Origin of the sequence: Paenibacillus sp. DMB5, from assembly GCF_001517085.1 — a bacterium.
Classification (GTDB): Bacteria; Bacillota; Bacilli; order Paenibacillales; family Paenibacillaceae; genus Paenibacillus_AQ.
On sequence record NZ_LRAC01000120.1, the window covers coordinates 234,934 to 260,934 of the forward strand.

Here is a 26,001-nt window from a genome sequence, read left to right on the forward strand (position 1 = left end):
AAAAGTCCCTCTAACGGAAATTTTCGACAACTTTTATGAAAATCCTTTTTTCCATACAGAAATTACCGCATCTACTCTGGAAAAAACGGAATGCTGCCGCTATACTTAAAATAACCCGACTATTCGACTTGGAAATGGAGAATGAATACATATGATTACTCATTCAGCTCCTTCTATAAAAAAACAGGTATATGACCGGATTTTCGAGCATGGTACCGTTTCGAAGGCTGATTTATTACAGCATTTTGCCGTGGCCAGCAGCAGTCTGACCCGGCTGCTGGAAGACATGATTTCACAGGGACTGATTATCGCCTCCGGCTTCGGCAGCTCTACCGGCGGAAGGAAGCCGGTTCTGTTCCAGACTAACCCCGGACACCGCTATCTGCTCGGGCTTGAAATATCCAGACTGTACTCCAAGCTTGGACTATATGATCTTCATCTCAAGACTTTATCTCTGGCACGCTGGGAAATGGATGCCGGGATGACGCCTGAACGCCTGGTGGATCTTGTCGGTAAAGCTGCGGATGTCTTTATGGCCAAGGAGGGGATTTCATCACAGCAGGTGCTGGGGATCGGCGTTGGTGCGGTGGGTCCGCTGGATCAGAAGAACGGGGTGATTCTGGAGCCGGAGCTCTTCCCCTCCCCTTCCTGGAAGAACGTACCGGTATGTGAGATGCTGACTGCGCGACTGGGAATTCCGGCCAAGCTGGACAATGGCGCCAACACGGCGTTAATCGGCGAACATTGGGCCTTCCGGGGGGAAAATGTCGAGCACGCGCTCTATGTGCATGCCGGAGCCAACATCCGTTCCGGACTGATGTCCGGCGGCAAAATCATCCGCGGTGCCGTCGACACAGAAGGAGCGGTGGGACAGATGATCATCCGGACCGGAGGTCCACGGCTGAGGGATAAGGGGAACTATGGTGCTCTTGAAGCCTTTGTATCGGTACCTTCGCTTGAGGAGCGGGTCCGCAGCCAGCTAAGCAGCGGCCGGAGCAGCCTCCTGTCGGCACTCCCTCCGGAGCGAGTTAATTTCACCGTACTGCTCGATGCCCTGTCACAGGGTGATCCGCTCGTTAAGGAGCAGTTTACCGAAACGGCCCGTTATCTCGGCATCGGACTGGCCAACCTGATCAATACCTTCCATCCCGAATATGTCATTCTCGGCGGTCCGCTGATCAGTGCTGACCCGCTGGTGTTTCAGACAGCCGTAGAAGTTGCTAAGAAGAATACGTACCGCTATCCCGAGTACAGTCCCGTCTTCACGCAGGGTGCACTTACGGATGAAGCAGTGGCAACAGGTGCGGCAATTATGCTGCTTCACGAATGGGAACTGAATTAAAAGCTGCTATGACCTCCTCGACTACATCATAAATGGATTTATGATTTCACTAGTCGGTGACGCTACACAATGAAACAGCCTGTACCGGATCAATAATCCGGTACAGGCTGTTTTGCATAAATTCAGGCAGTTAAACTATAAATCATCCACTATTTAGTGAGTTTTTGCCTGATCAGTACAGCCAGCTCATCTGCCGTATCCCAGACCAGCGGACGGATGTCGTGCAGCTGGACATCAAGCTGGGCAGCTCCGCTGCTGTGTACGGTCCAGATTACCGGTATGCCCAGCCCAAGCGCATAGCCTGCTGCGAAATAGACACCGGCTGAGCGGCCTGTTAAATCAGCAATGATCAATTTGCTATCGGCAAGCTGCTCCAGAGGATACTGCCCGCTGACATTCGCCGCCGGATGATTGAGCACAGACGGCAGATAACCGTATTGGCCTATTGTGGTCAGTAAATTTTCCTGCCACATGGCAGTAAGCTCATCATTAGCGGGAAGAAGCACGGAGCAGGGCTTTAATTTCTTGCCGCCCGCACTTGCGGCGGCTTCATTCCAGCCCTGCTGCGTGAGTCGAAAATTCATCCCTTCCCGGATGAGCAGCTGCTCGCTTCCAAGCTTGTCTATGATATATACCAATTCCTGCAGGTTAGGGGAATAGGTCAGGTTATAGCTGGCAGACAGCGGATGAATCGTAACCGGGTCTCCCGGAGATTCAGAGTTCCGGTACAGGAACTGCAGCAGCCGGTTTCCTTTATCCTCAATCGTTACCGGGGTTTTGGGACTGCCCGCTATTGAATCCAGATCACCGGAAGAAAGATAGACTTGCTCGCCACAATCGGTCTTTTCCCTGATGTAGCCTGAGACAACATGCAGCAGATCCCGCTTGGCAGCGTGCGGCAGCGCATTAATCACATCATAGCTGTCCTTGTGGAGGAAATAGAACCCGGCCGGAGAGCAGGAGCAATCCAGATAACGGTCATATTCCCCTTCCCGTTCGATCGGAACAATAGCATCACAGAACAAACAGTGTTTCTTAGTCATACAACTTATCACCTCGTATCCATTGCTACCCTCTACCATAACATTATTTTGCCGGCAGAAGACTGGTAAATGGCACCAGGTCAATGAGAGCGGACTACAACACCTTTTCGGACCTGCCTCTGAGGAAGCTTAGGACGCTTATTGAATAATCCGCTGCAGCTCGTCAATGGTTACCTCTGCCTCCGGATTAAATGCCTCAGAGCGCATATAGCTGGTAAGACTGGACAGGAATTGTCTGCCCTCCGGAGTCTCAGCAGCCTTAGCTGCATTCAGCGGACAAATCAGCAGCCTGCTTTCACCAACACGGCATTCCAGCAGGAAGCCCAGCTTGTGATTACGCTCGAAGTTGTCGATGGTCTGGACAATCGGACTCCAGCTGTGATCCGTACCATCCAGAATGAGTGATTTTGAATGTTCGATAATGTTCCACCAAGGATAAGTGGAGTGCTCTTCACTCGGGAAGCCCCCGAGCGCAGGATGAGCATTGTCAATCAGCAGCCCCATCGTGCCGACCGGCACAGGACGGTTCATACTCTCGGAGATAGAACGGAACATCGGATAACACCAGAAATCGGTGCTATAAAAGCCTTGAACCGCATTCTTCAGCGAATCCGGATCCGGCATCAGCAGGATGTCTGCCCCCTGCTCCAGCAGCGCCCGTGCTTCATCATCAAGCTCATGGTAAACATGCACTTCTTCAAGTCCGGTGCTGCTTAGTTCAGGATAGATCCAAAGATCATAGCTCTTGCGGATATCCGTGCCGGTGATCTGCAGACTCAGCTTAATGGAGGTCATTGCCTTAACATCCGGAAGGTCGAGCTTAAGCTGGTATAGTTCAAAATAATTAGCACCTGCCGGAATCTCTGCTGCCGCTGTTCCTTCGCTTAGTGTTCCGCTTTCAGCGGTCAAGGACCAGCTGAGCTCAAGCGTATCCGGAGTGCTGCTGCGGAACCAGCTGAGCTCAATGTCTGCCTGGAACGGTTCCCCGGAAACGTAGTTATATTTCGGGAAACGCGCGAGCAGCACTGCATCATTACAGAAGGTGCGCCATTCCTCCGGTGTAATCATGCCTTTGGAGTCCATAAAAGCATCCAAAACGCCAACCAGTGCGGTGCCCTGACCGCTGAAATCCTGAAGATCCAGCAGCTGGAACCCGGCAAGCCGCTTGGTCCGGAAGCAGCCTCCAGCTCTTCCTTGTAGCAGGCAGCCGCAAGCTTGCCGGAAGCTGCAAAGTATTTGGCGGCAAGATGGCCGAGGCCGTTCTTTTCCAGGCGTTCACGGAAGACCTCGAAATTTTTGGCTTTGAGCGGTCCGCTGTATTTGGCAATTTCCTCAAAATCAGGGTAGGTCGCATATTGGCCGATCTCATGCGAGATGACCGGGATGTGCGGAATCCATTCTCCGGACGCATCATCAGCCTGTACGGTTTTGGCTTCGGTGCCGTACTGGATCTGAATTTCTCCTCCGGTTCCAGTTCCTACGTCCGCACCCGTTGCCATTGCAGGAGGTACGAACTGGTCGTCGTAATCCTTCAGCGTTCCCGGCACAGCAGTCTGAACATGGCCCAGCGGCGCATCACACATTGCATAAGAGCCTCTGAACAGCCGGCTTCTGGAGAACCGTACCCCGCAGAAAAAGTCCTCGTGCTCCAGAATTTCCGGCACCCACTGGTGATTATTGGAGCCCTGTGTATAAAGCGGTCTGCTGTCAAATTCCTTGTATTCCTTCAGAATGGAATCTATTTTGGCTCTGCTGCCCCACAGCTCATTGCCGAGCGACATCATAACAAAGGACGGATGGTTGCCGAAAGCCTGCAGAATGGCATAACCTTCGCTCACCAGATAATCCTGCTCCGCCTGATTATGGTTATCGTCTGACGGTTCAGTGACGGTACCCCAGAAGGGCAGTTCCGGTTCCATATAGATGCCCAGCAAATCTGCTGCTGTAAAAGCCGCCTCCGGCGGACAGCAGGTGTGGAACCGGTAGTGGTTAATGCCGTAGGATTTGGAAATGCCGAGAATTCTGACCCATTCTTCCACATCGGTCGGCGCATATCCGGTCAGCGGAAAGATCAGTCCGTCATGCTTGCCGCGCAGAAAGGTCTTCTGTCCGTTAATGGCAAATTTATCGCCGTCCGCCTTGAACTCACGCAAGCCGAAGACCAGCTCATTGCGGTCTGCCGCAACGCCTTCCCCGGTACTGAGAGCCAGGCTCACATTGTACAGATTGGGTGCGAATTCACTCCACAGCAGCGCGTCAGGGCCAAGGCTGTATTCTACGTCAAAATCCCCCGGTGTGAGCACATACGTCTGTGCAGCCGCCACATGTCCGGCTGCATTCACAGCATCTCCGTTGAAGCTTGCAGCGGATACGGTCAGCACCCCTTCTGCACTGCCTTCAAGCTTGGCTGAGATGCGGAGCGAACGGGTTGCTACATCCGGAGTAAGCCGGATTCCGCTCAAATACGATTCAGCGAAGAACTGCAGCTCCATCCGGCCGGTGATGCCATTCCAGTTCGTCTGGGTATCCGGAGAGGTCATATGTCCGCCTTTGGTAGGGTATCCGGTGTTGCTGACACAGACCGTAACGGTATGGCTCCCTGCCGGCAGGCGGCCCAAATCGTACACATGTGCAGTGTTCAGGCTGTCCCGGCTGCCGATTTCCTTCCCGTCAATATAAAGCGTTGTCATCCGTGTGCGCTCCAGATATAACCGGCATGACAAACCGGCCAGTTCCTCAGGAATTTCAATCTCTCTGGAATACCAGGCTTGTCCTTCGAACAAATATTCATCAGTCAGCGCGCTGATCAGAACCTCCTCGTTCTTGGGTCCTTTTCGGGCGTAAGAGGTCGTGCCCGGTAATTGGATAGTATCAGTGTAAGGCAATACAAGCCCCTTTTTGTCTCCATCCAGCTGCAGCTTCCATTCGCCTTCCAGCTTGATCATTGTCTGCAAGAATCCCACTCCCAATCGAATATTTCTGCTAATTTAATATAAATGATGAATAGTATAGTCCTGCATTAATTATAGTCCTATATTTACATGTTATCAATTTATATAATATTTATAATAACAACAATAACAGATGCAGAAGATTGCTAATAAGCCGTACGGTGATCCGTACGGCTTATAGGCAAATGTTTTTCATTTAGTTCTTGCCTTAATATCTCATTTAAAATCACAAGATATAGCGGACTACGCACCACGCCGGTCAGCACCAAACACCAGGCCGGCCGATTGCTTCGCCTGTTCAACGATCTGCATAACCCGGCCGCTATGCTCCAGCATCTTGTTCACTGTATCCAGGTCTCCTTCACGGATAATCCTTTCAAAAGCCTTGAATTCATCATACATCCGGTGAGGATGATTCTTCCGGTCTATAGTCACGGACGGCTGTTTGCCCTGTACATATTCGAAGCTGTCAATCCCGTTAGCGGGCCCGGACATATGGATATATCCACGGGTCCCTTGAATGTTCACTCCATTCTGCCCGGTGCTGTCTTTGGCCCCGATACAGACGCATTTGAATTCACCGTAGTCAAGCAGCAGGATGCCGGAGGTATCAATGCCGCGGTCCATATTAGCATGATAGAGCACCTTCTCCGGACTCCCGAAACAGCCGACTGCAAAATGGATATTATAAATATTGATATCCATCAGTGCCCCTCCGGACAGCTCCGGATTAAAGGCAGGCAGCACCTCTCCGGCCAAAAAGGCATCGTACCTGGACGAATATTGGGAGTAATTGCATTCTACGATTTTGAGTTTGCCCAGCTTGGGCAAGTGCTCCTTCAGCAGCAGGTAATTGTTAAGATACTGATTGGAAATGGCCTCGGCCAGAACCAGCCTGTTCTGAAGGGCTAATTGCTGCAGCTCAAGGAATTCTTCCAGATTCGAGGTGAACGGCTTCTCGCAGATCACGTGTTTGCCTCCCAGCAATGCCTCCTTGGCGTATGTGAAGTGCAGATGATTCGGAAGTCCGATGTAGACTGTATCGACATCCGTATCCGCCAGCATCGCTTCATAGCTGTGGTAAATCTGCGGAATCCTGTGTTTCTTTTGCAGCAAAAGCAGCTTCTCCTGATGTTCGGACTTGGAACAGATCGCCTGTATAGCAACCCCCGGTATATCCTGCACAAAGCTGAGCAGGTCCAGGACAATATTCCCCGCTCCGGCAATTCCGAGCTTCATCAGCTGCACCCCTCGATCCCGCGTTCCATAATTTCCATGACGGCAACCGTTTCATCATCCCTGATTGTTTTTTCCCGGCCGTTCACAATCGCCTCATAGATGTCGTCATAGACCCGGGCATAATCCCCTCTGGCGGAAACAACCTTTTCTTCATGGTAGTTGCCCTCATCATCCAGATAAGTCAGCGTCCCGTAATGTTCAGGCGTATCCACCCCGAAATCGGCATGTCCCTGCGGCAGGTAAAATAATTTGAGGTGCTCTTCCTGGCGGTCTATCGAATGCTTGACGAATACCCCTTTTTTACCGTAGACCACAAAGCTCGGACGTGCCTTCAGACGGAAAAAGCTCGATTTGACCGATACCTTAAGCGTGGAATAATAAAAGTCCAGATCAAAATAATCATTCATCCTGCCTGGCCCGAGCAGCTGCCGCACATCATAATGCACCCGGTCCGGCGTTCCGAAATAAGAGATCACCTGGTCAATGGTATGAACGCCATGTCCGAACAGGTAGCTGCTATACCGGGAAAACTGCTTAACCGAATTCGGAGTCTCCGGCCGGTAATAGTCATAATTCATCTCAACCTCCAGCAGCTCGCCAAGCTTGCCCGATTCGATTACCGCTCTCGTGGTGAGGAAGTCTGAATCATAGCGTCTGTTCTGGTAACACTGGATAATCAGCTTCTTTTCCCGGGCATACTCAAAGATCGATTTTGCCTCCTCCGCGCTCATCATAAAAGGCTTCTCTACCAGCACATGTTTGCCGTGGTCAAGCGCCAGCTTGGCATACGAATAATGCGAATCAATATGTGTGCATATCACGACCAGCTGGATCTCGGCATCGTTCATTACTGCTTGGATATCATCTGTATACAGAACGCCGGGAAGCTTGTCCCATTCTGCTTTGTGCGGATTGCGGGCATAAATGGTTTTTACCTTCAGGCAGTCCCGGTTCAGGGCAAACGGCAGGTGATAGCGGTTGGTGCTTTTGCCGTTTCCGATATAAGCGATTGTCAGCATGTGCATTCCCCCTGTGGTCTTTTTCGTTTATTATAAAGGAACTTATTCAGGCGTAAAGAATCTGGAGGCAAAACGGTACAAACGACCAAATCAATGTACCATGCCCCCTTCATGATTGAACAAAATGTTTATCGAGGTGAAAAGCATTGAAGCTGCTGCGGCAATTATCAGAAATGCCCCATTTTACAACTAACGAGCAGAGCATCGCAGCCTATATCCTGCGCCACAGGGAAAATATGCTGCAGCTTAACATACAGGAGCTTGCCAAAGCTACCTATACGTCCCACTCGGCAATCAACAGGCTGACCCGTAAGCTCGGTTTATCGGGGTTTAAGGAGTTCACTCTCCAGCTTGCCCGCGAATTTCAGCAGCAAACCCAGATCCCCTCCAGTGTCGATCCGAATTATCCGTTTGGCTATGGGGAAACCGCGCTCCAGGTAGCAGGGGAAATAGCCGGACTAATGAAAGAAACGGTCAGCAGGGCTTATTCCTATCTGGACGATGAAGTCCTTGCACAGACAGCGGGTATGCTGGATCAGGCGAAAAGAATCTTTATGTATGCCTTGGGGGATTCCCAGATCCGGGCCAGGAGCTTTCAGAACAAGCTGATCAAAATCAACAAATATGCCGTAATTGCAACAGAACTGCATGAATGGGCATACCATACCGTTAATCTGACGCCGGAGGACTGCGCAGTCTTTGTTACATACCACGGGAATTCACCGGTTTATTTAAAGGCAGCCCGCCACCTCAGGCAGCAGGGGGTCCCTGTTATTACAATTACCGCTGCTGGTAACAGTGAACTGGCACAGCTTAGTACGCATTGTATCTGTGTACCTGATGACGAAGTCAAGCATGCCAAAATTGGAACCTTCTCCTCGCAGATGGCGTTTGAATATGTGCTGAATGTAATCTTTTCCTGTATCTATAAGATATCCTACAAGCATAACAAAGAGTCTGCCGAGCAGTCCCTAAACAGCCTTTACATCAATGAGCTAATGGACGGTCAGTAGCACGATCCCCGGCATCTGCGCTATCAAAGAAAACAGCAGCTTAGCGGCTGCTGTTTCTGTATTACAGATACTCAGCCTTAGGCAAGCCGGGTAACACTTAACCCTCATCCAATGCGGACAGGGAGACGCGGTAAAGCTTGTCATCCTCCTCCTGAGGACTACCCCGCCCGTCAGTATTATTGCTGACGAAATAAAGCATGCCATCTGCAATCAGCACATCACGGACCCGGCCATATCCGGTTACAACTTTCCGTTCCCCGCCAGTTTCCAGATCAAATGCCAGTATGGCACTGCCCCGTAAAGCCGCTGCATACAGCCTGCCATCAGCATAAGCCATGCCGGACGGTGCCCAGGTCGTATCACTGCCTGATGTGAATAACGGCGTCACCATACCATTCCTTTGTTCTTCCCCTTCGATAACCGGCCAGCCATAGTTCAGGCCCGGTTCAATTTCATTAATCTCATCATGGCTGCGGTTGCCATGCTCACTTGCATACAATACACCGTCATCCGTCCAGGCCAGCCCCTGGGCATTCCTGTGACCGTAGCTGTAGACATAGGAATCTGCAAATGGATTATCCTCCGGCACTGACCCATCAAGTTCAGCCGCAGAATTTTGCCGCCCGGATTTCCGCGGTCCTGGGCAATCTCCGCTTCACCGGCATCACCTGCTGTGGCATACAGCTTGCCGTCGGGTCCGAGGGCAAGCCTTCCCCCGTGATGGACAGAGCCGCTTGGAAGCTTATCCAGCAGCAGCGCTTCCTCTTTCCAGATTCCGTTGTCGTGTCTAAGCGTAACAATCCGGTTGAACTGTCCTGAACTGTCAGTATAGGTGTAATAGGCATACGCCAGTCCCGATCCGGCAAAATCCGGATCAAGCGCAAGTCCCAGGAGACCGGCCTCAGAAGCGTCCGCCAGCTTCTTCTTCAGCTCAACCCGCTGCTTAACCGCAATCCCGTTGTCGATTTTCACGATGCCTCCTGTCCGTTCTGTTATATACAAGACAGCGCCGGATTTGGTGATTGACCAGGGAACTTCAAGATTAGCGGCAAGACCCTCCGGTTCAGATACTGAAACCGAAGGCGATTCCTGAACCGGATTCTCCTGCGCTGACGGCAGTGACAGTTGCGGTTCAACTGCTGCGGACGAGCAACCGGCGGTTATAAAGGCGGTCAGCAACGATAACAAACACATTTTTTTCAATACAATGCACCTCAGCTCTCCAGTTTGTGGGCTTCCTCCTGTCTGCTGACTGTATATGTATTTATAAACGAATGCATGAGCCCTAACTCAAGGACCATTGCAGTGCTGCCGGCATTCTATTGTTCGTGCAGTTTGTCACGCTGGCTTCTGGGAAGCTTGGCGACAACGAGACTATAGGAATGGTCGATCATGTCATAGATCTCAGCAAGTGATAAGGAACCGTCGACGATAACGGTATTCCAGTGCTTTTTGTTCATATGATAGCCCGGCTTGACAGCCTCGAGCTGTTCACGCAGGTTCCCGGCAATGACAGGGTCGCATTTCAGATTGATCCGGCATGCTTCCTCCGTTCCCTCATAAAGAAACGCGAACATTTTACCGCCCACCTTAAAAACCTCCGGTTCCGGACCAAAGGGATATTCCTTGACCGCCCCGTGCTTGCCCAGGCAATACTCAATAATACTGTTTTTCATCCCGGCACCTCTCCTGCTTTATTAATAAAATCCCTGTTTTGCATAAAATTCACTTCCCATGCGCAGTATAAATGATCAAAATGCTCTACCCGCAGGGAGGTTGTTTATGGCTTGTGCAGCTGTCATTGTTATTTCAATTCTCAGCCTGATATTGCTCGCGTTTTTAGACTCCTTAGTGTATCACGAAACTTTTCTTAATGCATTTTCCCTTTTGTTCAGCCGAAATCTTACAGATATACCTTTGGTATTAATGGGAGCTGCCATCGCCCTGTCCCTGTGGAGCGATATCAGAAACAGGCAGAGCAGGAGGCGGAACTAAGTGGCGATCCATTCAAAAGTTTCTCCTGGTCATACCTACTGCCTTATATTGGTCTATCTGCTGGGCACTTCAATCCTATTCGGCACTCCTCAGCTCGTTCCTGACACCTGGCTGGTGGAAATTGTAACACTTTTCTTCGCCAGCTTTCTATTTATCTTGTATACAGGTTTGATAGGTACAGGCAGAAATATAAGCTATTACGCTCTGCTGGAAAAAGCCTGGGGAAAAGCCGCAGGTAAGGCTTTGGTTCTCAGTTATACAGTGTATTTCATTTATATTGCTGCGAGAAACCTTCGTGACATGATTGAGCTGGTAATGACTTCCCTTTTACGCTCCACTCCAGAGGATCTGCTTGTAATTCCGTTTGTCATACTGGTGGCTTATGCCTCGGCCGGGAGTCTGGCTGTGCTTGGGCGGTTATCCGTCCTTATTGCAGCTCTGATCATTCTGTTCTTCACTGCCTTAGGCATACTCCTCATTCTCAGCCATTCGGTTGACTTGGAACGCCTGCTGCCTTTATTTACGGGAGACTTCCGGAAAATAGCAAGTACAGTACTGGAAAATACAATATGGTTTCCATACGGTGAAATGATTGTATTTCTTGTCTTTTTCCCGGCTATGGGACAAAAGCCTGAATTCCGCCGGACCGGTCTGGCAGCACTGCTGAGCGCCGGAGTGCTCCTCATTGCGGCTGATGTTTTACAGACGGCCACCTTAGGCAAGGAGAATATCAAATTCTCTTCCTTTCCGTTGCTGGACGCTGCAAGAATGATAAATATCTATAACTTTATCACCCGGATGGATGCACTGGTGGCGTTAATTATTATTTTTGGCGTTTTGCTGAAGTGCGCAATTTTCCTGGCAGCTGCGGTTAAGGGCGCCGGATATGTCTTCAAGAGTTCAAAACAAAAGGTACTGCTTCCCCTGTCCTTACTCATCGGAGCGCTATCCCTTCTGGTTACTCAGAACAGCGCAGAGCATATAAGCGAAGGATTGAATATTGTTATCTTTTGTCTCCATATCCCTGCACAATGTGCCATTCCGGCTGCTACTGCCCTATTAATCATGCTCCGTAAAAGAAAGGGGAAACTTCATGACTGATACAGCCTCAGATAGCCTTTGGAAGTACACCAGCCTCGCTGATCTTAAGAGCTGGCTTGTGGACGTTTTTGGCAACAGCGATGATCTGGCAGCCGTATCACAGGAAATTTACGGTACCGAAGCCCTGCTGTGTTACCTGTCTACTCTGACAAATTCAAGCTATATGATGGACAACATTATCAAGCCTGTCACACTTCTTAACCGGCTAATGCCGGATACCATGGCTGAGGCTCTTCCTGATATTCTGCGTTCACAGGTATTCGCCGGTATGACTACACGCATGGAAGATCATCTGCCGGAGATACCAAAGCTGATCAGTCAGGGATATGCTGCGCTATTCATTACGGGAGTGAACAAAGCACTTCTTATTGATGTTAAAGCTTTGGAGCAAAGAAGCATTACCGAACCAACCAGTCAAAATGTAATCCAGGGTCCAAAGGATGGTTTTACAGAATCGGCAGCAACCAATATAAGCCTTATCCGCCGGCGATTATGAACGAGCGGCTGCATTTTGAACGATATGAAAAGGGCAACGGTACACGGACAGCTATTTACTTGTGCTATCTGGAAGGCACAGTATATACGGATGTGCTTGAACAGCTGAGAAATCAGCTGCAGGCGATTGAACTGGAAAGCCTGTTTGATTCTAGTGCTATAGAAAAGAAGCTTCAGCCGCGTGATCAGTTTCTCATGTTTCCGGCAATGCTCAGCAGTGAAAAACCCGATACTGTTTGTTCGAATCTTCTGGCTGGCAGAGTAGCTGTAATTGTGGACGGAAGTCCGTTCATCCTTGTGGCACCGGCGATTTTTGCTGATTTTTTTGAATCCCCTGAGGATAAATATCAATGGGCGGTATTTGGCGTATTCTCCCGCTTTATCCGGTACATCGCATTTCTCTTCTCTCTATGTGTCCCTTCCCTGTACGTTGCCGTTATCAGCTATCATCAGGAGCTTATCCCAACCATCCTGCTTACAAGTATTGCAGGTCAGCGGGAAGGCATTCCATTTCCTTCAGTAATCGAGATTCTGATCATGGAAATTACGTTTGAAATTCTCAGGGAAGCCAGTACAAGAATGCCTCGCATAGTTGGACAGTCCATTGCCATAGCCGGTGCGCTCGTTCTGGGTGAGGCATCCGTGCAAGCCGGGATTGTCTCCAACATAACCGTTATTGTTGTCGCATTGACCGTGATTTCCAGTTATGTGGCTCCCTTCTATACTTTTGGCGCAAACATCCGGCTTTTCCGTTATGCTTTGATTGCCGCAGGCTCCATTTTCGGGCTTTACGGGGTAATTTTGGGATGTGCATTTTTAATGATTCATCTTTCGCGCATTCAGCTGTTTGGTGTGCCTTACCTGTCATCTCCAGCGGCTTTAAGGAGACGTTCCCTATGAGAAAACTGCGGATTACGTCTGGTATCGCGGCATTCACATCCTTATGTGTGCTTCTGTCCGGATGCTGGGATCTGGTTGAAATTAACCGATCCTCCCTGTTAACCGGGGTTGCTATAGAACAGGGCAAGGAGCACAGGCTGAAGCAGACCTTTGAAGTATTAAATGCAGCAGAAGCTCAGGCTATTGAGGGCGGTAAAGGGATGTCACCCACGACATTATATACATCTGAAGGAGACACTCTTGCAGATACAGTCGCCAGGCTGAATGATCAATTCGATCGTCTGCTGCTGCTCTCCCATATTCGGGTGCTCCTGATTGATGAACAGATGGCCAGGAAAGGACTGAATCAGCTTCTTGATGCAGTAAGAAGATCCCGGTATGTCCGTGAGGATGTTCTGATCCTTATTACCAAAGATGTTCCAGCTGGACAGGTATTACAAATCTTGAATCCCGGAGGTGAATATGGCAGCCTCAAAATCCGTAACCAGATTGAAAATTTTCAGTCCACGTGGGGAGGCGTGCCGGAGACCCGGCTGTTTGATATTACGCAGGCAACACTAGCCCATGGCAGAGAGCTAATGCTTGGAGCCCTGACGGTTCAAGGCAACGCCTCTGACAGCAGCAATATGGACAGTCTGAAATCAACTGTGCCCCAATCGATAGTCAAGGTTTCCGGGGCCGGTATATTCAGGAATGATAAGCTGGTCGGTTTTCTCTCTGAATACGATACACGTATCGTAAATCTGATTCGAAATCAATTAAAGGTAACATCGCTGTCTGTTCCGCTTGAAGATAAAGACACCTTTACTTCGATCCGGTATCAGCATTCCAAGACCAGGCTTAAGGTTGAACTAAAAGAAAAAAAAGCGTTAATCCGCGTACAGATTGAAGGAGAGGGGCACATCGGTGGTATTCCCCCGAGCATCCCTATAGATAAGATTAAGGGATATGAGGTACTTGAACAGAAGACTGCTGAATATATCACTGAACAAATGAAGGAGGTCATCGGTAAGATCCAGCGGAATTATCAGGTCGATGTATTCGGATTCGGAGAATACCTGTACCGCCATCACAACCGTGAGTTTATGAAGGTTCAAAAAGACTGGAACCGGTTTTTCTCCGAGGCAGATATAAATGTATCAGTTAAGGTGCATATTGCCCGGTCCGAACTTAAGACAAAATCCTTACAAAGAGAACCGGCTGCTCCATAAAATATCAAAAGCATTGGAGCATCATTCTCAGGGTAGCGGATACCTTCTTTTCTTTTTTCAGCGTAAGTTAGGATAGTTTTCCCCTCTGCAATGCATAATAGATAGTAAAACTACTTCAAGGAGGCCTGTATACATGCCAGAGAACCGGCTTTGGATTGGGGCACTGGGCGGCGTAACGGAGATCGGCAAAAATATGTATTTTATTCAATACGGTGATGATATTATCGTGGTTGACTGCGGCTCCAAGTTCCCCGATGAAAGTCTGCTGGGTATTGACCTGATCATACCGGATATTTCCTATCTGCTGGCTCATCCCGACAAAGTGAAGGCACTGATCGTCACCCACGGTCATGAGGATCATATCGGAGGAATTCCGTATCTGCTGAAACAGCTCAATCTTCCGCTGTATGCCTCCAGTCTCACGCTGGGATTAATTGAAAGCAAGCTTAAAGAACATGGACTGCTCCGCCAGACCAGCCTGCACCGTATAGATTCGGAGTCTATTCTTGACTTTGGCAGCACTAAAGTAAGCTTTTTCAGAACCAACCACAGTATTCCCGATTGCCTTGGTGTTGTGTTCGATACACCGGAAGGCACCGTTGTGCATACAGGCGATTTCAAGTTTGATATGACCCCTGTCAACAGACAGTATCCGGACATACATAAAATGGCCGACATCGGTAAAAAAGGCGTCCGTTTTCTGCTCTCTGAAAGCACCAATGCCGAACGGCCCGGGTTCACTCCCTCTGAGAGACTGGTGGGTACACACATTGAAGAAGCTTTTCAAAAAGCGGACCGCAGAATCTTCATCTCCACCTTCGCCTCCAATGTCCACCGCCTGCAGCAGATCGTTGATGCCGCCAGCCTGACCGGACGCAAGCTTGCCCTGCTTGGCCGGAGCATGGTGAACGTTGTTGGCGTATCCCAGGAGCTGGGGTATTTGAATGTGCCGGAAGGGATGCTGGTCGAACCTGCCGAAGCGGCCAAGCTGCCGCCGCACGAGATTGCCGTCCTGTGCACAGGCAGCCAGGGTGAGCCGATGGCCGCGTTGTCCCGTCTGGCGAATTCCAGCAACCGGCAGATGGAGATCAGCGCCGGGGACACCGTGCTGCTCGCAGCCAATCCGATTCCCGGCAATGAACGCAATGTAGCCCGGATTATTGATAACCTGTACGTTCTGGGCGCCAAAGTCATCTATGGTTCACGAAGCGAGCTTCATGTATCCGGCCATGGCAGCCAGGAGGAGCTGAAGCTGATGCTGACACTGATGAAACCGGAATATTTCATTCCGATTCACGGGGAATACCGGATGCTCCATCATCACCGCCTGCTGGCTGAGGCTGTAGGGGTTGAAGGGGACAAGATCTTCCTGCTGAAAAACGGCGAGCTGGTCGAATCCGCAGGCGGCGTTGTCAGACAATCTGGACGCGTACCCGCCGGGCAAATCTATGTTGACGGGCTTGGCATCGGCGACATCGGCAACGTGGTTCTGCGGGACCGCCGCCAATTATCTGCGGACGGTATTCTGATCACAGTGATCACACTAAGCCAGTCAGACGGACGGCTGCTGAATGAACCGGATACCATTTCCCGCGGATTCATTTACGTCCGCAATTCGGATAAGCTGATCGAGGAGATTAATCAGCTTGTCGTAGCTACCCTCGAGAAATTGAACCAGGCTGACCTGGGACAGTGGAATGTCATCAAACAGACCCTCAAAGAAGCACTCGGGAAATTTCTGTACGAGAAAACCAAGCGCCGCCCAATGATCCTGCCGATTATCATTGAAGTGTAATATACTGAAGGCCCGCGAAATTTCGCGGGCCTTCAAATTGGTTGTCCTACCTCCCACTTTTTGCGAATAGGCTAGTACTGGCTATTACCCTAAAAAGGAGGAGAACAACATTCATTCTTTTGTCTCGTACATGCTTCTGGGTTTATCCCTTTCCGCACCCATCGGACCCATAAATGCAGCTCAGCTGGACAAGGGTCTGCGCGGGGGATTCCTTCACGCCTGGTCACTCGGGCTCGGTGCCGTCAGTGCTGACATCATCTATATGCTGCTCGTCTATTTCGGCATGATCCATCTGCTGGATGCACCGTTTGTCAAAGCCTTTTTGTGGCTGTTCGGTTTTTTTGTCCTTGTCTATACGGGCATTGACGGTATCAGGAGCTCAAGGGAAATTTCAGCAGCCGGTTTAAGAGGCGGCGGTGACACCTCCCTGTTCAGATCCTTCCTGTCCGGCTTCCTTATGTCCCTGTTCAACCCTTTGTCCATCCTCTTCTGGCTCGGAATTTACGGCTCTGTGCTTGCCAAAGCAGCCAGCGAATTCCCGATGCAGCAGCTGCTCATTTACAGCGGAGGGATTGTACTCGGCATCCTGCTGTGGGATTTCTCGATGGCTGCCGCTTCAAGCGTATTCCGCAGACTGCTGACCACCCGTGTACTGCAGGCTATTTCAGTCTTGTCAGGCCTGTCGCTTATCGGTTTCGGCCTGTATTTCGGGGTACAGGCTGCCCGGCTGCTGTTCCTTCACTAAACCTTGCTTTTGCGCAGCCGGATGCCCTTGATTCTGAATTCTGAGCCCGGGAGAGTTTGGTGCCCGGCAATTTCAGTGTCCTGCTGCTCCTGCTCCTGTTCCGCTGAGGCTGTCCCATGCTTGCGCTTCACACGCTGAACAATAAAGTCACTTAGCGCGATCAGAGCAATAATCAGCAGGCTGATGAAGAATCCCGGGCGGCTTACTTTATGGAAAAGAGTACCCGTAACCGCAGCTCCGATCAGAATAAGTCCGCTCCAGCGCTTGAGTCCGCTCAGCTTGCCGGATTTAAGCAGCTTTCCGGATGACAGCAGAATCCATGACCAGTTATATAGGATCATGAGGCCGGCAGCGGTCGTGATGTATTCGTATACCCTGTCCGGCAGCCACAGTGACATCATAATGGCTCCGGTTAATCCGGCGGCAATCAGACAGAGCGCAAGAAACGGATACTTGTCCTTCCACTTCTTTGCAAACATCCGGGGGGCATCCCCTTCCTGGGCCAGGGTAATCATCATGGAGGTAATCGCATACAGTGATGCGGTCATGGTCGAGAAGCCGGCAATAATCAGCACCCCGTTGAACAGATGGGGAACGAAAGCCAGCCGGTCGCTGCTCAATGCCAGCATAAACGGACTTTCTTTAGGATTAAACGCACTGAGCGGAACCATAATGACAGCGAGACCGATGGATAGTACATAGACCGTTGCCAGCGACAGCAGCATGACCTTGCCGGCCTTGGGCGCTTCTTCCGGATTCTCCAGCCTGTTTGCCATAATGCCCAGCACTTCGATGCCGCCATAAGCATAGAAGGCAAAAATAAAAGCAGACCACAGGCCAATTCCTCCTGAAGGAAGCCAGCCCTTGAAGCCGTTAGGCATGTCAGGGGTATACTTGGCGCCTCCAATCCATCCGGCCAAAAAAGCCGCTGCCAGTATCAGAAACATCAGAATCGCAGACACTTTGATAACAGCCAGCACATTTTCCACCCGGTCAAACCCCTTGTTGCCGAAAAAGACGATGATCAGACTGAGCACGGCATACCCAGCTGCAAACGTCCACATCGGCACCGCCGGGAACCAGAACCGGGAGAAAATGGACAGCGCCGTAAGCTGGCTGCCCATAATCAGCAGCTCGGAGAACCAGTATACCCAGCCGCTGCCGAATCCTGCCCAGCTTCCGAAAGCCTTTTTGGCATAGGACCGGAACGAGCCCTGTTCAGGATGCTGGGCAGTCATCTGTGCCAGCGCATCAAAGACCACATATGTACCGGCAGCTGCCAGTAAATAGACGAGCAGTACGGCCGGACCGCCAATAGAAATGGCCAGTCCAGAGCCGAGAAAATAACCTGTGCCGATCGTTCCGGCAACCCCGAGCAAACTTAACTGCCACCATTTCAGTTTCTTTTCCTGTGTTTTCTCTTTACCCGAAGCCTGATTCATGAATACCGTCCTCATTCTCTTTAGAATTTGAGCGTCTACTCCATTCTAGAGTTCCCGTTCAGGAGGATATTCATGAAACCAATTATTATCCTTTGGGCGGATAAGGATCATTTCCGTAGCTGACCGAGTCTGAAATCTTCCCGTCTTTATTGTGAACCTTCAGCTCGGTACGGGCTTTCTTCGCTTCCTCACGGCCGGCTGCTCGGCCTCCTCTTTGGTGCGGTGATGGCTGAGCTTCCCGCCGCCGGTCTGATTATCCCAGCCTCCGTCAGGATTCGGTGTAGTATGAATGTTGTGTTTGCGCTGATCTGCCACTTGAAATCCTCCTTTGCTGATTAGTCTGCCAATCATTAACCGTATAAGGTTACCGGCAATCAGCGTCAGCGCAGTTCGAATAGTATCGTTTAACAATACAAAAGCCGCGCTATTGCGCGGCTAATCTTTTATGGACGGTAAGTGATCTTGGAAGTTACAGGCGTTCTCTGCTTGAGCTGCGGGATTTCTTCCGGATAGCCGATACCAAAAACACCGATTACATCGTAATCCTCCGGGACACCTAGAATAAGACGGTTATGAGGCAGTGCACCTAATGAGGCCCAATAGGCCCCCGCGCCTGCCTCATGTGCGGCCAGAAGAAAATTCTGGGCAAAACAGGAAACCGCCATAACGTTCTCGTCACGCTCGAACGGAGTTGCTGCAGATTTGGATAATAGCACAAGGACAACCGGCGCTCCGCCAAAGTCCGTCTTATGCTTCAGCTCTGCCCTTGTTTCCGATCCGATGATTACAATCTCCCACGGTTCATTCATCCGGTGGTTCGGCGCATAGCTCGCAGCCTCAAGCCAGGATAACAGGTCTGCTTCGCTGACAGGATCCGGCTTGAACTGTTTAACACTTCTCCGCGTTTTGATGATATCCATTATGCTCATTAGCTGAATCGCCCTCCTTGATGTTTGTATTAACCCTGCTGCTCTATGGCTTTGCCAAGATCATAATCCAGGAGCTCTATGTCCGGGTTAATTCCCAGTGCCAGCTTCGCCAGCTGGCTTCCGATAAACGGCCCCATCGTTAATCCTGAGGCTCCGAGCCCGTTGGCAGCAAGCAGTCCCTCCCAGCCCGGCACTGCACCGATTACCGGGAGAAAACCCGGGGTAAACGGCCGGAAGCCTACCCGTACCTCTTGAACTGAACTGTCTGCCAGTCCGGGAGCCAGCTCCAGCCCTTTGTTGAGGACCTCCTGTATCCCGGCGGCTGTTACGCTTGTATCATAGCCTTCAATATCGTTTTCGTGTGTTGCTCCAATCACGATCCTGCCCCCGTCAAAGGACAGGAGGTACTGATCCGTAGGCGGAATAACTACGGGCCAGGAGCCTGTATCCGCTTGATCCGCTATCTTCAGGTGCATGATCTGGCCCTTCTGATAGCTCACCTTAAGCCTGATACCGAGCGGCAGCAACAACGGCCCTGCCCACGCACCGGCACATATGATCACTGTATCTGCAGAGAAAATCTGCCCGTCAGCCACCGCTCCGTTAACACGGTTTCCGGTAAATTGCAGCGTCGCATCCCCATTTAGCAGCCGGGCTCCACTGCGCCGGGCAGACCGCAGCAGCGCATCTCGCAGCGCCCGTCCATCGACCCGCGCAGCACCGCTGACCTGCAGGGAATAATAGCCTTCAGCCAGCAGCGGAACCTGTTCACGTGTCTGCTGCCCAGTCAGCATGGTTAATTCGCCAATCTCCGGCGCATCCTCCAGCCGCTTTCTTGCACGTTCTTCCTGCTGCTTGAGTTTGTCCGTGTCCACATGGACACTAAGCGCACCAACCCGGGCATACCCGGTCTCGGTCTCCCCCTCCTGCTCAAGCTCGCTGATCAAACCGGGGTAAAAGCGGGCTCCCGCTTTGGCCAGCCTGTACCAGGCCTGATTACGCCGCTGCGACAGCCAGGGGCAGATGATCCCGGCAGCAGCATCTGTTGCCTGCCCCGGGTCCTTACGGTCGATAATCAGCACCTCTGCGCCCAGCTTCGCCAGCTGATAAGCCGTTGAAGCGCCTAGAATTCCTGCACCGATGACGATGACTTTTCTCATGATGACTTTCCTCTCCCTGGCAGACTTTCTATACAACTGCCGGATTTATTTCAGTTTGTTGATCAGCTGCTCCAGCTTGGGAAATACCCGCAGCGCATTTTTGTAGAAGACATCTTCCCAGTGTACTTCAGGAATGAGGTGCTTCACAAATGTAATATAGGCGTCCAGCGGAATAAGCGGCCAGTCGGTACCGAACACCAGCCGTTCATACTTCTCGGCAAAAACAATGGCGCGGCGGAAATGATCGGTATACGTCTGCTCACCCAACAGCCTGTTAACCTTGGCAGAATCACCGACAATCCAGCCCGACAGGTCGCTGTACAGGTTCGGATTTTTCTCCAGCAGGGCTGCGGTATCCATTACCCAGGGATCTCCAAGATGGCAGAGCATAAAGGTGAGGTCCCGGTGCTTCAGGAAGGTCTCCTCCATCGACAGCGGGTGGGAATATTTCAGCAGCCCTTTATCTGCATAGGTAAGCCCTCCATGAATGACGATGGGCATATTATATTGCGAAGCCAGCCTGTAGACAGGATCATAGATTTCGTCGCCGACATTGAAATGATAGTAGCCTGCGTACAGCTTGATGCCTACAACATGCTCTTCACGCAGAGACTGCTCCAGTGCTTCCAGCTGTCCGGCCAGGTGCAGTGTAAGCGGGTTAATGCCCACACAGGTGTACAGATTGTCCGGCAGTGTATCCGCCAGATCAAGCCGCATCGGATTCAGGGCCTCAGAATCGGGAAAAGCTCCCGGCAGTGTCTCCGTCACGCCCATTCCCACACCTGCTATGACACCGGAGCGCCGGAATTCTTCGAGCAGCCCCTTTTCCGAATAATCAATATTTGCCAGCGTCTGCGCCGTCTCGTGAAAGGCTTCAATATTGGAATAATGGACATGTGCATCGATGATTTTCATAGATAAGATAAGTCCTTTCCTGGAATCTACAGGTTGAATTTAATGTTTAACAGGTCCCGGAAGGCCTCTTCCGGAATATCCAGGTCAGAGAGCAGATAAAACTGCGGTGTGCTGAACCGGCTCTCCCCGTCTTTCAGGTACAGCTGCTCTGCCACATAAGAAGAAATGACATGAGTATTAACCATCAGCTCAGGCGCTGCCTGATCCGGACTGCTCATTAAGCTCAGTCGCTGCTTCCGCTCACTCGAGTGATATTGAATGATCCCGCCTGCGCTGATTGTCTCATTCTGGACTCTGCCGGCCTTGTAGGTGATCTGCTCTCCGTTCGCGTTCTTAAGTGTTCCTCTGCCGTCCTTGAGCTGGCTTCCTGTCTTGTAAAAGGCAGAGGTGTGCAGCTTAAGCGGGTGCAGCGGTGCACCTGTATTCTGCATGATCTGGACTACAGAAGCAAGCACCGGTGAGCCCGGCAGCAGCAGGAAATAGTGATGCAGGGCAAGCCCGCGCATTTTGCGGTTACGGGTTACTTCAATGCTGATCTTTAGGCCTGACCAGCGGTTACCCTGATTATCAGCCAGTTCGGCAAAGGACGCTTCCCGCGGCTCCTCCAGCAGACTGAGCAGCGAAATATCTTCAGGGCCGGCTATTATACCTCCGGTCCACGGATTCCACCAGGACTTGGGCTGCGGTAACGGATAGGACGAGTCGAGCCATTCCTCGCCTTGATATTGCAGGGAAAACAGAGCTGGTGCGAAGCTGCTGTCAGCCTTAATCTGCAGCACGCCGTTGTCGGCGGTAAGAATCTCACCTTGTTCTGTAGGGCTCACCTGCCGCTTCACTTCATCCCCGGATACCGGAATCACCAGAAAGCTTTCAGCCGAATGATAGGTTTCCATATCAACTGCAGCTGCAGCATATCAGCTCCCCCTGTCTGCCGGAAAGAAGCGGAAGACTGGTTTCAGCCAGATGCTCAGAGGCACGAATCACCCGGCTTTGCGGCACAATACTGCCAGATGCAGAAGATAAGGAAATTTCCCCTTCCAGGAAGCTCATTTTCTGCTCCCGCAGCTGCAGCTCAGACGCCCCGCTGATAAACGGATTCCCGCCGTTCAAGCTAATCTTCAGCTGAGAGGATGTATCCGGTTTCCGGGAACGGGAATACCCCTGTTGCAGCGCAAAGGACCGGAAATCCTGCCAATTGCTCCAAGTGCCCAGCGCGATCCGTAGCGGACTTGTCTGTACAGTTCTGCCAGCCGCAATGTTTTTAAACGGATGCTCCACAGCATATAGCCAGTGATCCCTTATTAAGGTGCGGTCAGCCGGCCAGGCAATGCCCCGGGTCATTTTGCCGTCATCTGCATACAGCCAGTTTTCCGTCAGCTTCTGCACATCCCAGTAGTCGGGGCTGGCGGCATGAACGCCCTGATTCAGGTCAATGTATTGACTGCAATAAGGAATGACGGCACCTTCCAGGCTAAAGCCAAAGCTTTCTTTGAGATGGAGCGGTTCTGTAAAATCTGCACCCGACTTGTTATGAAGCTGGTGATACCGTTCAATAATACCGTTCCTGTGAAGCTTGATTACCGTCGTTAAAAGCAGACCTTCCCGAGTGGAATCCAGTTTATAACGGGCTTCCAGCACCATTGCTTCGCCATCCGGGTAAGTTGTCACCTGCTCCGCTGGCGACTTTTTGAATTCGTTAGTATAAGGCAGGCCGAACTTTGGAAACATGAGCCCCAGCGCTTTTTGCCGGTCTTCATACAACTCCAGTGAGTTACTGGATCTGTCCAAATGTGCCGAATAACGTCCGCTGCTGATAAGCCAGCCCTTGTCTGTCTTGCCGCCGAAGGCAGCCTCCGTTCCGGGAAATACCAGGCTGACCTCCTGCTCAATCACGGCAGCTTCCAGACTTCCGGTTTGGGCAGTAATGGCCAGCTTCTGATTCCAGATTCCGCACTCCTTAAGCTGCGCGGATACGGTCAGAGTCTTGCGGGCTTTTGCCGGAACCTTGATCTGGACAACAGGCTGATCAAATGCCAGCACCTCATCCTCCGGCAGACTGAAGCTGAACAATGACTCCGTAGCATATTCATTCTCGGCTGTTATATCCAGCTCAAAGGATTCGCCTTTATAAAGCATAGTACGGTCAGGCAGCGTAAGTCTGAGTTTCACCGGATATTTCGGCTCGATCCCAAGCTTGAACACTGCAGGCTGTCCGTTAATGAGCAGTTCCGCTTCTACAACCGGGTGTGTCTGATACGCATTCTGCTCTTCTTCCACCGGATGCACCCGGAATTGCCCCTCAACCCGCTCAGCTTCTTCAACAGTCCTTGTCTCCTCCAGCTCAAAGCTGATATTCGGATTGCTGACACCCTTGATCTGCAGGGTAAGCGGCTTGCCGCTTTTGTTCACAGCCTCATAGATTACCGGATAGCTGCTTCCAAAGGGAAGTTGATGCTGCAGCGGAATGGAGACCTTAATCAGATAATCTTCGGTTTCAATCAGCCGCAGCCCGCGTCCCGTGCGTTCATATTCCATTTTCAGCTTAAGCCCGTCTTTTTCCCAGGCATATGTAAAATAATCAAACCCGTTTTCCTTACGGCCATCCGGAGCAACGGATATTTCCCGCACACTATCTCTATACCAGTCCAGCTGTTCAAAGAACGGCTTAACCGCACCGGTCTGCAGAACAGACGGGATAAAGTTCATCAGATGCGTGGTATCATCGCGCTTTTCCCAGAAAAAACCGCTTTTCTTATAAGCCGGCACCGCCTTAGTGTTGCCCGGCCATGTATACAGGTCCAGACGGGGCCAGCCCTGTTTAATCGTTTCCTCCAATGCGCGGAGTATGAGCATCTTGCCGATCTTGCGGCCATGGTAATCGGGCCGGACATTCAGCAGAGGGATATATAAAGCCCCGGTGTCTTCCTTGTAATGGGAAAAGCTGCAGTATCCGATAACCTCGCCGCCGGCAACAGCAAGAAACAGCTTGAGGTGGGTTCCGTTCTGATGCTCCTCTATTACACTCTGTTCCGTCTGATACGAATTGTCTCCTCCCCAGCTTTCATAACTTCTGTTCCACATTTCAGCGATAGATTTGGCGTGCCTGCGGGGTTCGTATTCTTCGATCATAATTTCAGGGGCTTGCAGCATGTAGTAATGTACCTCCTTCAATGGCTGTGTACTCCTTGCTTTCCGGCAAGGGAATGGATAATCTTGTATATTCCTTTTCCAGTATATATCAGAGAGATCATCAGGCGAAAGCGCGAGTCTTTTTTATAATGAATATTTACCTTTTAAAATACTCCATAACGATTCACCAAGTGTCATTTAATTTAACATTGACAAAGACAAGTCTGATGATTTAGTATTAATTATATGATAAATGTCATATTAAATAACATTATTATTCTTGTATAAGCCCATTAATTGGAGTGGGCGTCTCGACCAGGCAACCGTAAATTGCCCCAGGCTACAAGAGGATGCATGAGCTGTTGCGGCTTGTATTTTGAACTTCCGAATACTGCCCTCCATCCCTCTGCGCCTCTTTAGCCTGGGGTTTATTGCATTTCCAAAACCTACAACCAAAAGGAGAGAACCTACCATGACAAAAAACAATGCGCTTGCCGAATTTCAGATGCAGCTTCCCCGTGACTGTACTTTTACACCGGGTGACTGGCAGGTTCTGTCTAAGTACTGGTATCCGGTTGCCATTGCAGAAGAAATCAAAGATAAACCGGTATCCGTCAAGCTGCTGGATGTTAAGCTGGTCTGCTACCGCAGTCACGGCAAGGTTGTGATCGCCCGTGATCTTTGCTTCCACCGCGGGGCCCCGCTCAGTCTCGGCTGGGTCGAAAATGAAGAAATCGTCTGTCCGTATCACGGTTTCCGTTATAACTGCGAAGGTGCCTGCACCTCTGTACCGGCGCACCCGAATGCCAAGATTTCCCCCAAGCTCAAGCTCATCATGTACCCTGCCGTTGAACGCTACGGGTTAATCTGGACCTCACTGGCAGGAACGGAAGAGCAGCTTCCGGAATTCAGCGGCTGGGATGATCCGGACTTTATTAATATTTTGCCGCCAAGCTTCGATATTGCCGGCTCTTCCGGCCGCCAGATGGAAGGCTTTCTCGATGTTTCCCATTTTGCCTACGTACATGCAGATTCGTTTGCTGATCCCGACAATACGGAGGTTCCGCAGTACAAGGTCCGGCGGGAAGGCAACGAGCTGTTCGCCGATTACTGGAGCACGGTCAGCAACTACGGTAAAGGCCAGGAGAATCCGGCGCCGGAAGGCTTCATGTGGCTGCGGGCCTTCCGGGTATTCGCACCATTTGCGGCATCGCTCACGGTTCATTTTCCGGAGGACGGCAAGCTGATGATCCTGAACTGCGCTTCTCCGGTGTCTGCCCGTTATACCCGGCTGTTCTGTCCGATCTCGCGGAATTTCGATAAATCTGTACCAGTGGAAGATACGATTAAATTCAATCTTCAGGTATTCTCGGAGGACCGGGAGATGGTTGAAGCCCAGACTCCGGAGGATCTGCCGCTGGATCTGACCGCCGAGGCGCATATTCCGGCTGACCGGACCTCTATCGCCTATAGACAGCTGCTGACTGAACTGGGTCTCGGCCGCGATTATACTTCATAAGACCATATCTGCTTTTCTTAAACGATAAGGGCGGCTGCACATGTTCTTCTTTAACAGA

The 26,001-nt window shown here is 50.9% G+C and carries 21 protein-coding genes, 2 pseudogenes and 1 riboswitch; of the genes and pseudogenes, 8 read left to right on the forward strand and 15 right to left on the reverse strand.

All coding sequences use genetic code 11. The features are described 5' to 3' along the window. Positions 1-151: 151 nt before the first annotated feature. Entirely contained in the window at positions 152-1,342 is a 1,191-nt protein-coding gene (locus AWJ19_RS13360; protein ID WP_068724385.1) for an ROK family protein, read from the forward strand. A 149-nt stretch (positions 1,343-1,491) separates the two neighbouring features. Here AWJ19_RS13360 and AWJ19_RS13365 read toward each other — a convergent pair whose 3' ends face one another. From AWJ19_RS13365 to AWJ19_RS13380, 5 genes are all read right to left on the reverse strand, one after another. After that, positions 1,492-2,385 (reverse strand): hypothetical protein, encoded by an 894-nt coding sequence (locus tag AWJ19_RS13365; protein WP_068724387.1) that lies wholly within the window; start codon positions 2,383-2,385, stop codon positions 1,492-1,494. Positions 2,386-2,523: 138 nt separating this feature from the next. Further along, a complete protein-coding gene (locus tag AWJ19_RS36590) occupies positions 2,524-3,468 on the reverse strand; it encodes a hypothetical protein (protein WP_241781731.1) in 945 nt (314 codons plus the stop codon). Then, positions 3,450-5,330 (reverse strand): glycoside hydrolase family 2 TIM barrel-domain containing protein, encoded by a 1,881-nt coding sequence (locus AWJ19_RS13370; RefSeq protein ID WP_241781743.1) that lies wholly within the window; start codon positions 5,328-5,330, stop codon positions 3,450-3,452. Before AWJ19_RS13370 ends, AWJ19_RS36590 begins: the two co-directional genes overlap by 19 nt. Before the next feature lie 249 nt (positions 5,331-5,579). Beyond that, the gene (locus AWJ19_RS13375; RefSeq protein WP_068724389.1) at positions 5,580-6,575 is read right to left on the reverse strand and encodes a Gfo/Idh/MocA family oxidoreductase; all 996 of its coding nucleotides are present in this window, start codon (positions 6,573-6,575) and stop codon (positions 5,580-5,582) included. Beyond that, positions 6,575-7,594 carry a Gfo/Idh/MocA family oxidoreductase gene (locus AWJ19_RS13380; protein WP_068724390.1) on the reverse strand — a complete coding sequence of 340 codons (1,020 nt, stop codon included), beginning with the start codon at positions 7,592-7,594 and terminating at the stop codon, positions 6,575-6,577. The genes AWJ19_RS13375 and AWJ19_RS13380 overlap by 1 nt, the downstream gene beginning before the upstream one ends. Positions 7,595-7,740: 146 nt before the next feature. On the opposite strand from AWJ19_RS13380, the gene AWJ19_RS13385 reads away from it, so the two are divergent. Continuing rightward, positions 7,741-8,607, forward strand: coding sequence for a MurR/RpiR family transcriptional regulator (locus AWJ19_RS13385; protein WP_068724392.1), 867 nt, complete (start codon positions 7,741-7,743; stop codon positions 8,605-8,607). Between the two features lie 97 nt (positions 8,608-8,704). Here AWJ19_RS13385 and AWJ19_RS13390 read toward each other — a convergent pair. Further along, positions 8,705-9,801 (reverse strand): annotated as a pseudogene (locus AWJ19_RS13390) (PQQ-dependent sugar dehydrogenase). A 125-nt stretch (positions 9,802-9,926) separates the two neighbouring features. Continuing rightward, the gene (locus tag AWJ19_RS13395) at positions 9,927-10,283 is read right to left on the reverse strand and encodes an MmcQ/YjbR family DNA-binding protein (protein WP_068724394.1); all 357 of its coding nucleotides are present in this window, start codon (positions 10,281-10,283) and stop codon (positions 9,927-9,929) included. A 319-nt stretch (positions 10,284-10,602) separates the two neighbouring features. Here AWJ19_RS13395 and AWJ19_RS13405 point away from each other — a divergent pair, with 319 nt between their 5' ends. From AWJ19_RS13405 to AWJ19_RS13425, 5 genes and pseudogenes are all read left to right on the forward strand, one after another. Next, the gene (locus AWJ19_RS13405) at positions 10,603-11,703 is read left to right on the forward strand and encodes a GerAB/ArcD/ProY family transporter (RefSeq protein WP_241781732.1); all 1,101 of its coding nucleotides are present in this window, start codon (positions 10,603-10,605) and stop codon (positions 11,701-11,703) included. After that, positions 11,696-13,098: pseudogene (locus AWJ19_RS13410) on the forward strand (spore germination protein). Before AWJ19_RS13405 ends, AWJ19_RS13410 begins: the two are co-directional and overlap by 8 nt. Further along, the gene (locus tag AWJ19_RS13415) at positions 13,095-14,309 is read left to right on the forward strand and encodes a Ger(x)C family spore germination protein (protein ID WP_068724398.1); all 1,215 of its coding nucleotides are present in this window, start codon (positions 13,095-13,097) and stop codon (positions 14,307-14,309) included. Before AWJ19_RS13410 ends, AWJ19_RS13415 begins: the two are co-directional and overlap by 4 nt. 133 nt (positions 14,310-14,442) lie before the next feature. Next, positions 14,443-16,104: a ribonuclease J gene (locus AWJ19_RS13420; RefSeq protein ID WP_068724400.1), complete on the forward strand. Its 1,662-nt coding sequence runs from the start codon at positions 14,443-14,445 to the stop codon at positions 16,102-16,104. Positions 16,105-16,213: 109 nt separating this feature from the next. Continuing rightward, on the forward strand, positions 16,214-16,849 hold the full coding sequence (locus tag AWJ19_RS13425; protein WP_128083587.1) for a LysE family transporter: 636 nt from the start codon (positions 16,214-16,216) through the stop codon (positions 16,847-16,849). On the opposite strand, the gene AWJ19_RS13430 is transcribed toward AWJ19_RS13425, so the two are convergent. From AWJ19_RS13430 to AWJ19_RS13460, 8 genes are all read right to left on the reverse strand, one after another. Then, complete coding sequence (locus AWJ19_RS13430) at positions 16,846-18,291, reverse strand: amino acid permease (protein ID WP_068724404.1); 1,446 nt, start codon at positions 18,289-18,291, stop codon at positions 16,846-16,848. The genes AWJ19_RS13425 and AWJ19_RS13430 overlap by 4 nt on opposite strands. 85 nt (positions 18,292-18,376) lie before the next feature. After that, the gene (locus AWJ19_RS36595) at positions 18,377-18,454 is read right to left on the reverse strand and encodes a hypothetical protein (RefSeq protein WP_347231118.1); all 78 of its coding nucleotides are present in this window, start codon (positions 18,452-18,454) and stop codon (positions 18,377-18,379) included. After that, on the reverse strand, positions 18,451-18,606 hold the full coding sequence (locus AWJ19_RS13435; protein WP_347231114.1) for a DUF2188 domain-containing protein: 156 nt from the start codon (positions 18,604-18,606) through the stop codon (positions 18,451-18,453). Before AWJ19_RS13435 ends, AWJ19_RS36595 begins: the two co-directional genes overlap by 4 nt. 128 nt (positions 18,607-18,734) lie before the next feature. Beyond that, positions 18,735-19,220 (reverse strand): nitroreductase, encoded by a 486-nt coding sequence (locus AWJ19_RS13440; RefSeq protein ID WP_068724406.1) that lies wholly within the window; start codon positions 19,218-19,220, stop codon positions 18,735-18,737. 29 nt (positions 19,221-19,249) lie between these two features. After that, positions 19,250-20,380: an FAD-binding oxidoreductase gene (locus AWJ19_RS13445; RefSeq protein WP_068724408.1), complete on the reverse strand. Its 1,131-nt coding sequence runs from the start codon at positions 20,378-20,380 to the stop codon at positions 19,250-19,252. Positions 20,381-20,425: 45 nt separating this feature from the next. After that, on the reverse strand, positions 20,426-21,295 hold the full coding sequence (locus AWJ19_RS13450) for an amidohydrolase family protein (RefSeq protein WP_068724409.1): 870 nt from the start codon (positions 21,293-21,295) through the stop codon (positions 20,426-20,428). A 26-nt stretch (positions 21,296-21,321) separates the two neighbouring features. Beyond that, entirely contained in the window at positions 21,322-22,188 is an 867-nt protein-coding gene (locus AWJ19_RS13455; RefSeq protein ID WP_068724411.1) for a hypothetical protein, read from the reverse strand. Between the two features lies 1 nt (position 22,189). Continuing rightward, complete coding sequence (locus AWJ19_RS13460) at positions 22,190-24,445, reverse strand: GNAT family N-acetyltransferase (RefSeq protein ID WP_068724413.1); 2,256 nt, start codon at positions 24,443-24,445, stop codon at positions 22,190-22,192. A 239-nt stretch (positions 24,446-24,684) separates the two neighbouring features. Further along, positions 24,685-24,787, forward strand: a riboswitch (purine riboswitch). A 109-nt stretch (positions 24,788-24,896) separates the two neighbouring features. On the opposite strand from AWJ19_RS13460, the gene AWJ19_RS13465 reads away from it, so the two are divergent. Further along, positions 24,897-25,943, forward strand: coding sequence for an aromatic ring-hydroxylating dioxygenase subunit alpha (locus AWJ19_RS13465; protein ID WP_068724415.1), 1,047 nt, complete (start codon positions 24,897-24,899; stop codon positions 25,941-25,943). Positions 25,944-26,001 lie beyond the last annotated feature (58 nt).

Coding starts and splice junctions, on each gene's coding strand:
- AWJ19_RS13360 (WP_068724385.1), top strand. CDS start 152: ATGATTACTCATTCAGCTCCTTCTATAAAAAAACAGGTATATGACCGG.
- AWJ19_RS13365 (WP_068724387.1), bottom strand. CDS start 2,385: ATGACTAAGAAACACTGTTTGTTCTGTGATGCTATTGTTCCGATCGAA.
- AWJ19_RS36590 (WP_241781731.1), bottom strand. CDS start 3,468: ATGGACTCCAAAGGCATGATTACACCGGAGGAATGGCGCACCTTCTGT.
- AWJ19_RS13370 (WP_241781743.1), bottom strand. CDS start 5,330: ATGATCAAGCTGGAAGGCGAATGGAAGCTGCAGCTGGATGGAGACAAA.
- AWJ19_RS13375 (WP_068724389.1), bottom strand. CDS start 6,575: ATGAAGCTCGGAATTGCCGGAGCGGGGAATATTGTCCTGGACCTGCTC.
- AWJ19_RS13380 (WP_068724390.1), bottom strand. CDS start 7,594: ATGCTGACAATCGCTTATATCGGAAACGGCAAAAGCACCAACCGCTAT.
- AWJ19_RS13395 (WP_068724394.1), bottom strand. CDS start 10,283: ATGAAAAACAGTATTATTGAGTATTGCCTGGGCAAGCACGGGGCGGTC.
- AWJ19_RS13415 (WP_068724398.1), top strand. CDS start 13,095: ATGAGAAAACTGCGGATTACGTCTGGTATCGCGGCATTCACATCCTTA.
- AWJ19_RS13420 (WP_068724400.1), top strand. CDS start 14,443: ATGCCAGAGAACCGGCTTTGGATTGGGGCACTGGGCGGCGTAACGGAG.
- AWJ19_RS13430 (WP_068724404.1), bottom strand. CDS start 18,291: ATGAATCAGGCTTCGGGTAAAGAGAAAACACAGGAAAAGAAACTGAAA.
- AWJ19_RS13440 (WP_068724406.1), bottom strand. CDS start 19,220: ATGAGCATAATGGATATCATCAAAACGCGGAGAAGTGTTAAACAGTTC.
- AWJ19_RS13445 (WP_068724408.1), bottom strand. CDS start 20,380: ATGAGAAAAGTCATCGTCATCGGTGCAGGAATTCTAGGCGCTTCAACG.
- AWJ19_RS13450 (WP_068724409.1), bottom strand. CDS start 21,295: ATGAAAATCATCGATGCACATGTCCATTATTCCAATATTGAAGCCTTT.
- AWJ19_RS13455 (WP_068724411.1), bottom strand. CDS start 22,188: ATGGAAACCTATCATTCGGCTGAAAGCTTTCTGGTGATTCCGGTATCC.
- AWJ19_RS13460 (WP_068724413.1), bottom strand. CDS start 24,445: ATGCTGCAAGCCCCTGAAATTATGATCGAAGAATACGAACCCCGCAGG.
- AWJ19_RS13465 (WP_068724415.1), top strand. CDS start 24,897: ATGACAAAAAACAATGCGCTTGCCGAATTTCAGATGCAGCTTCCCCGT.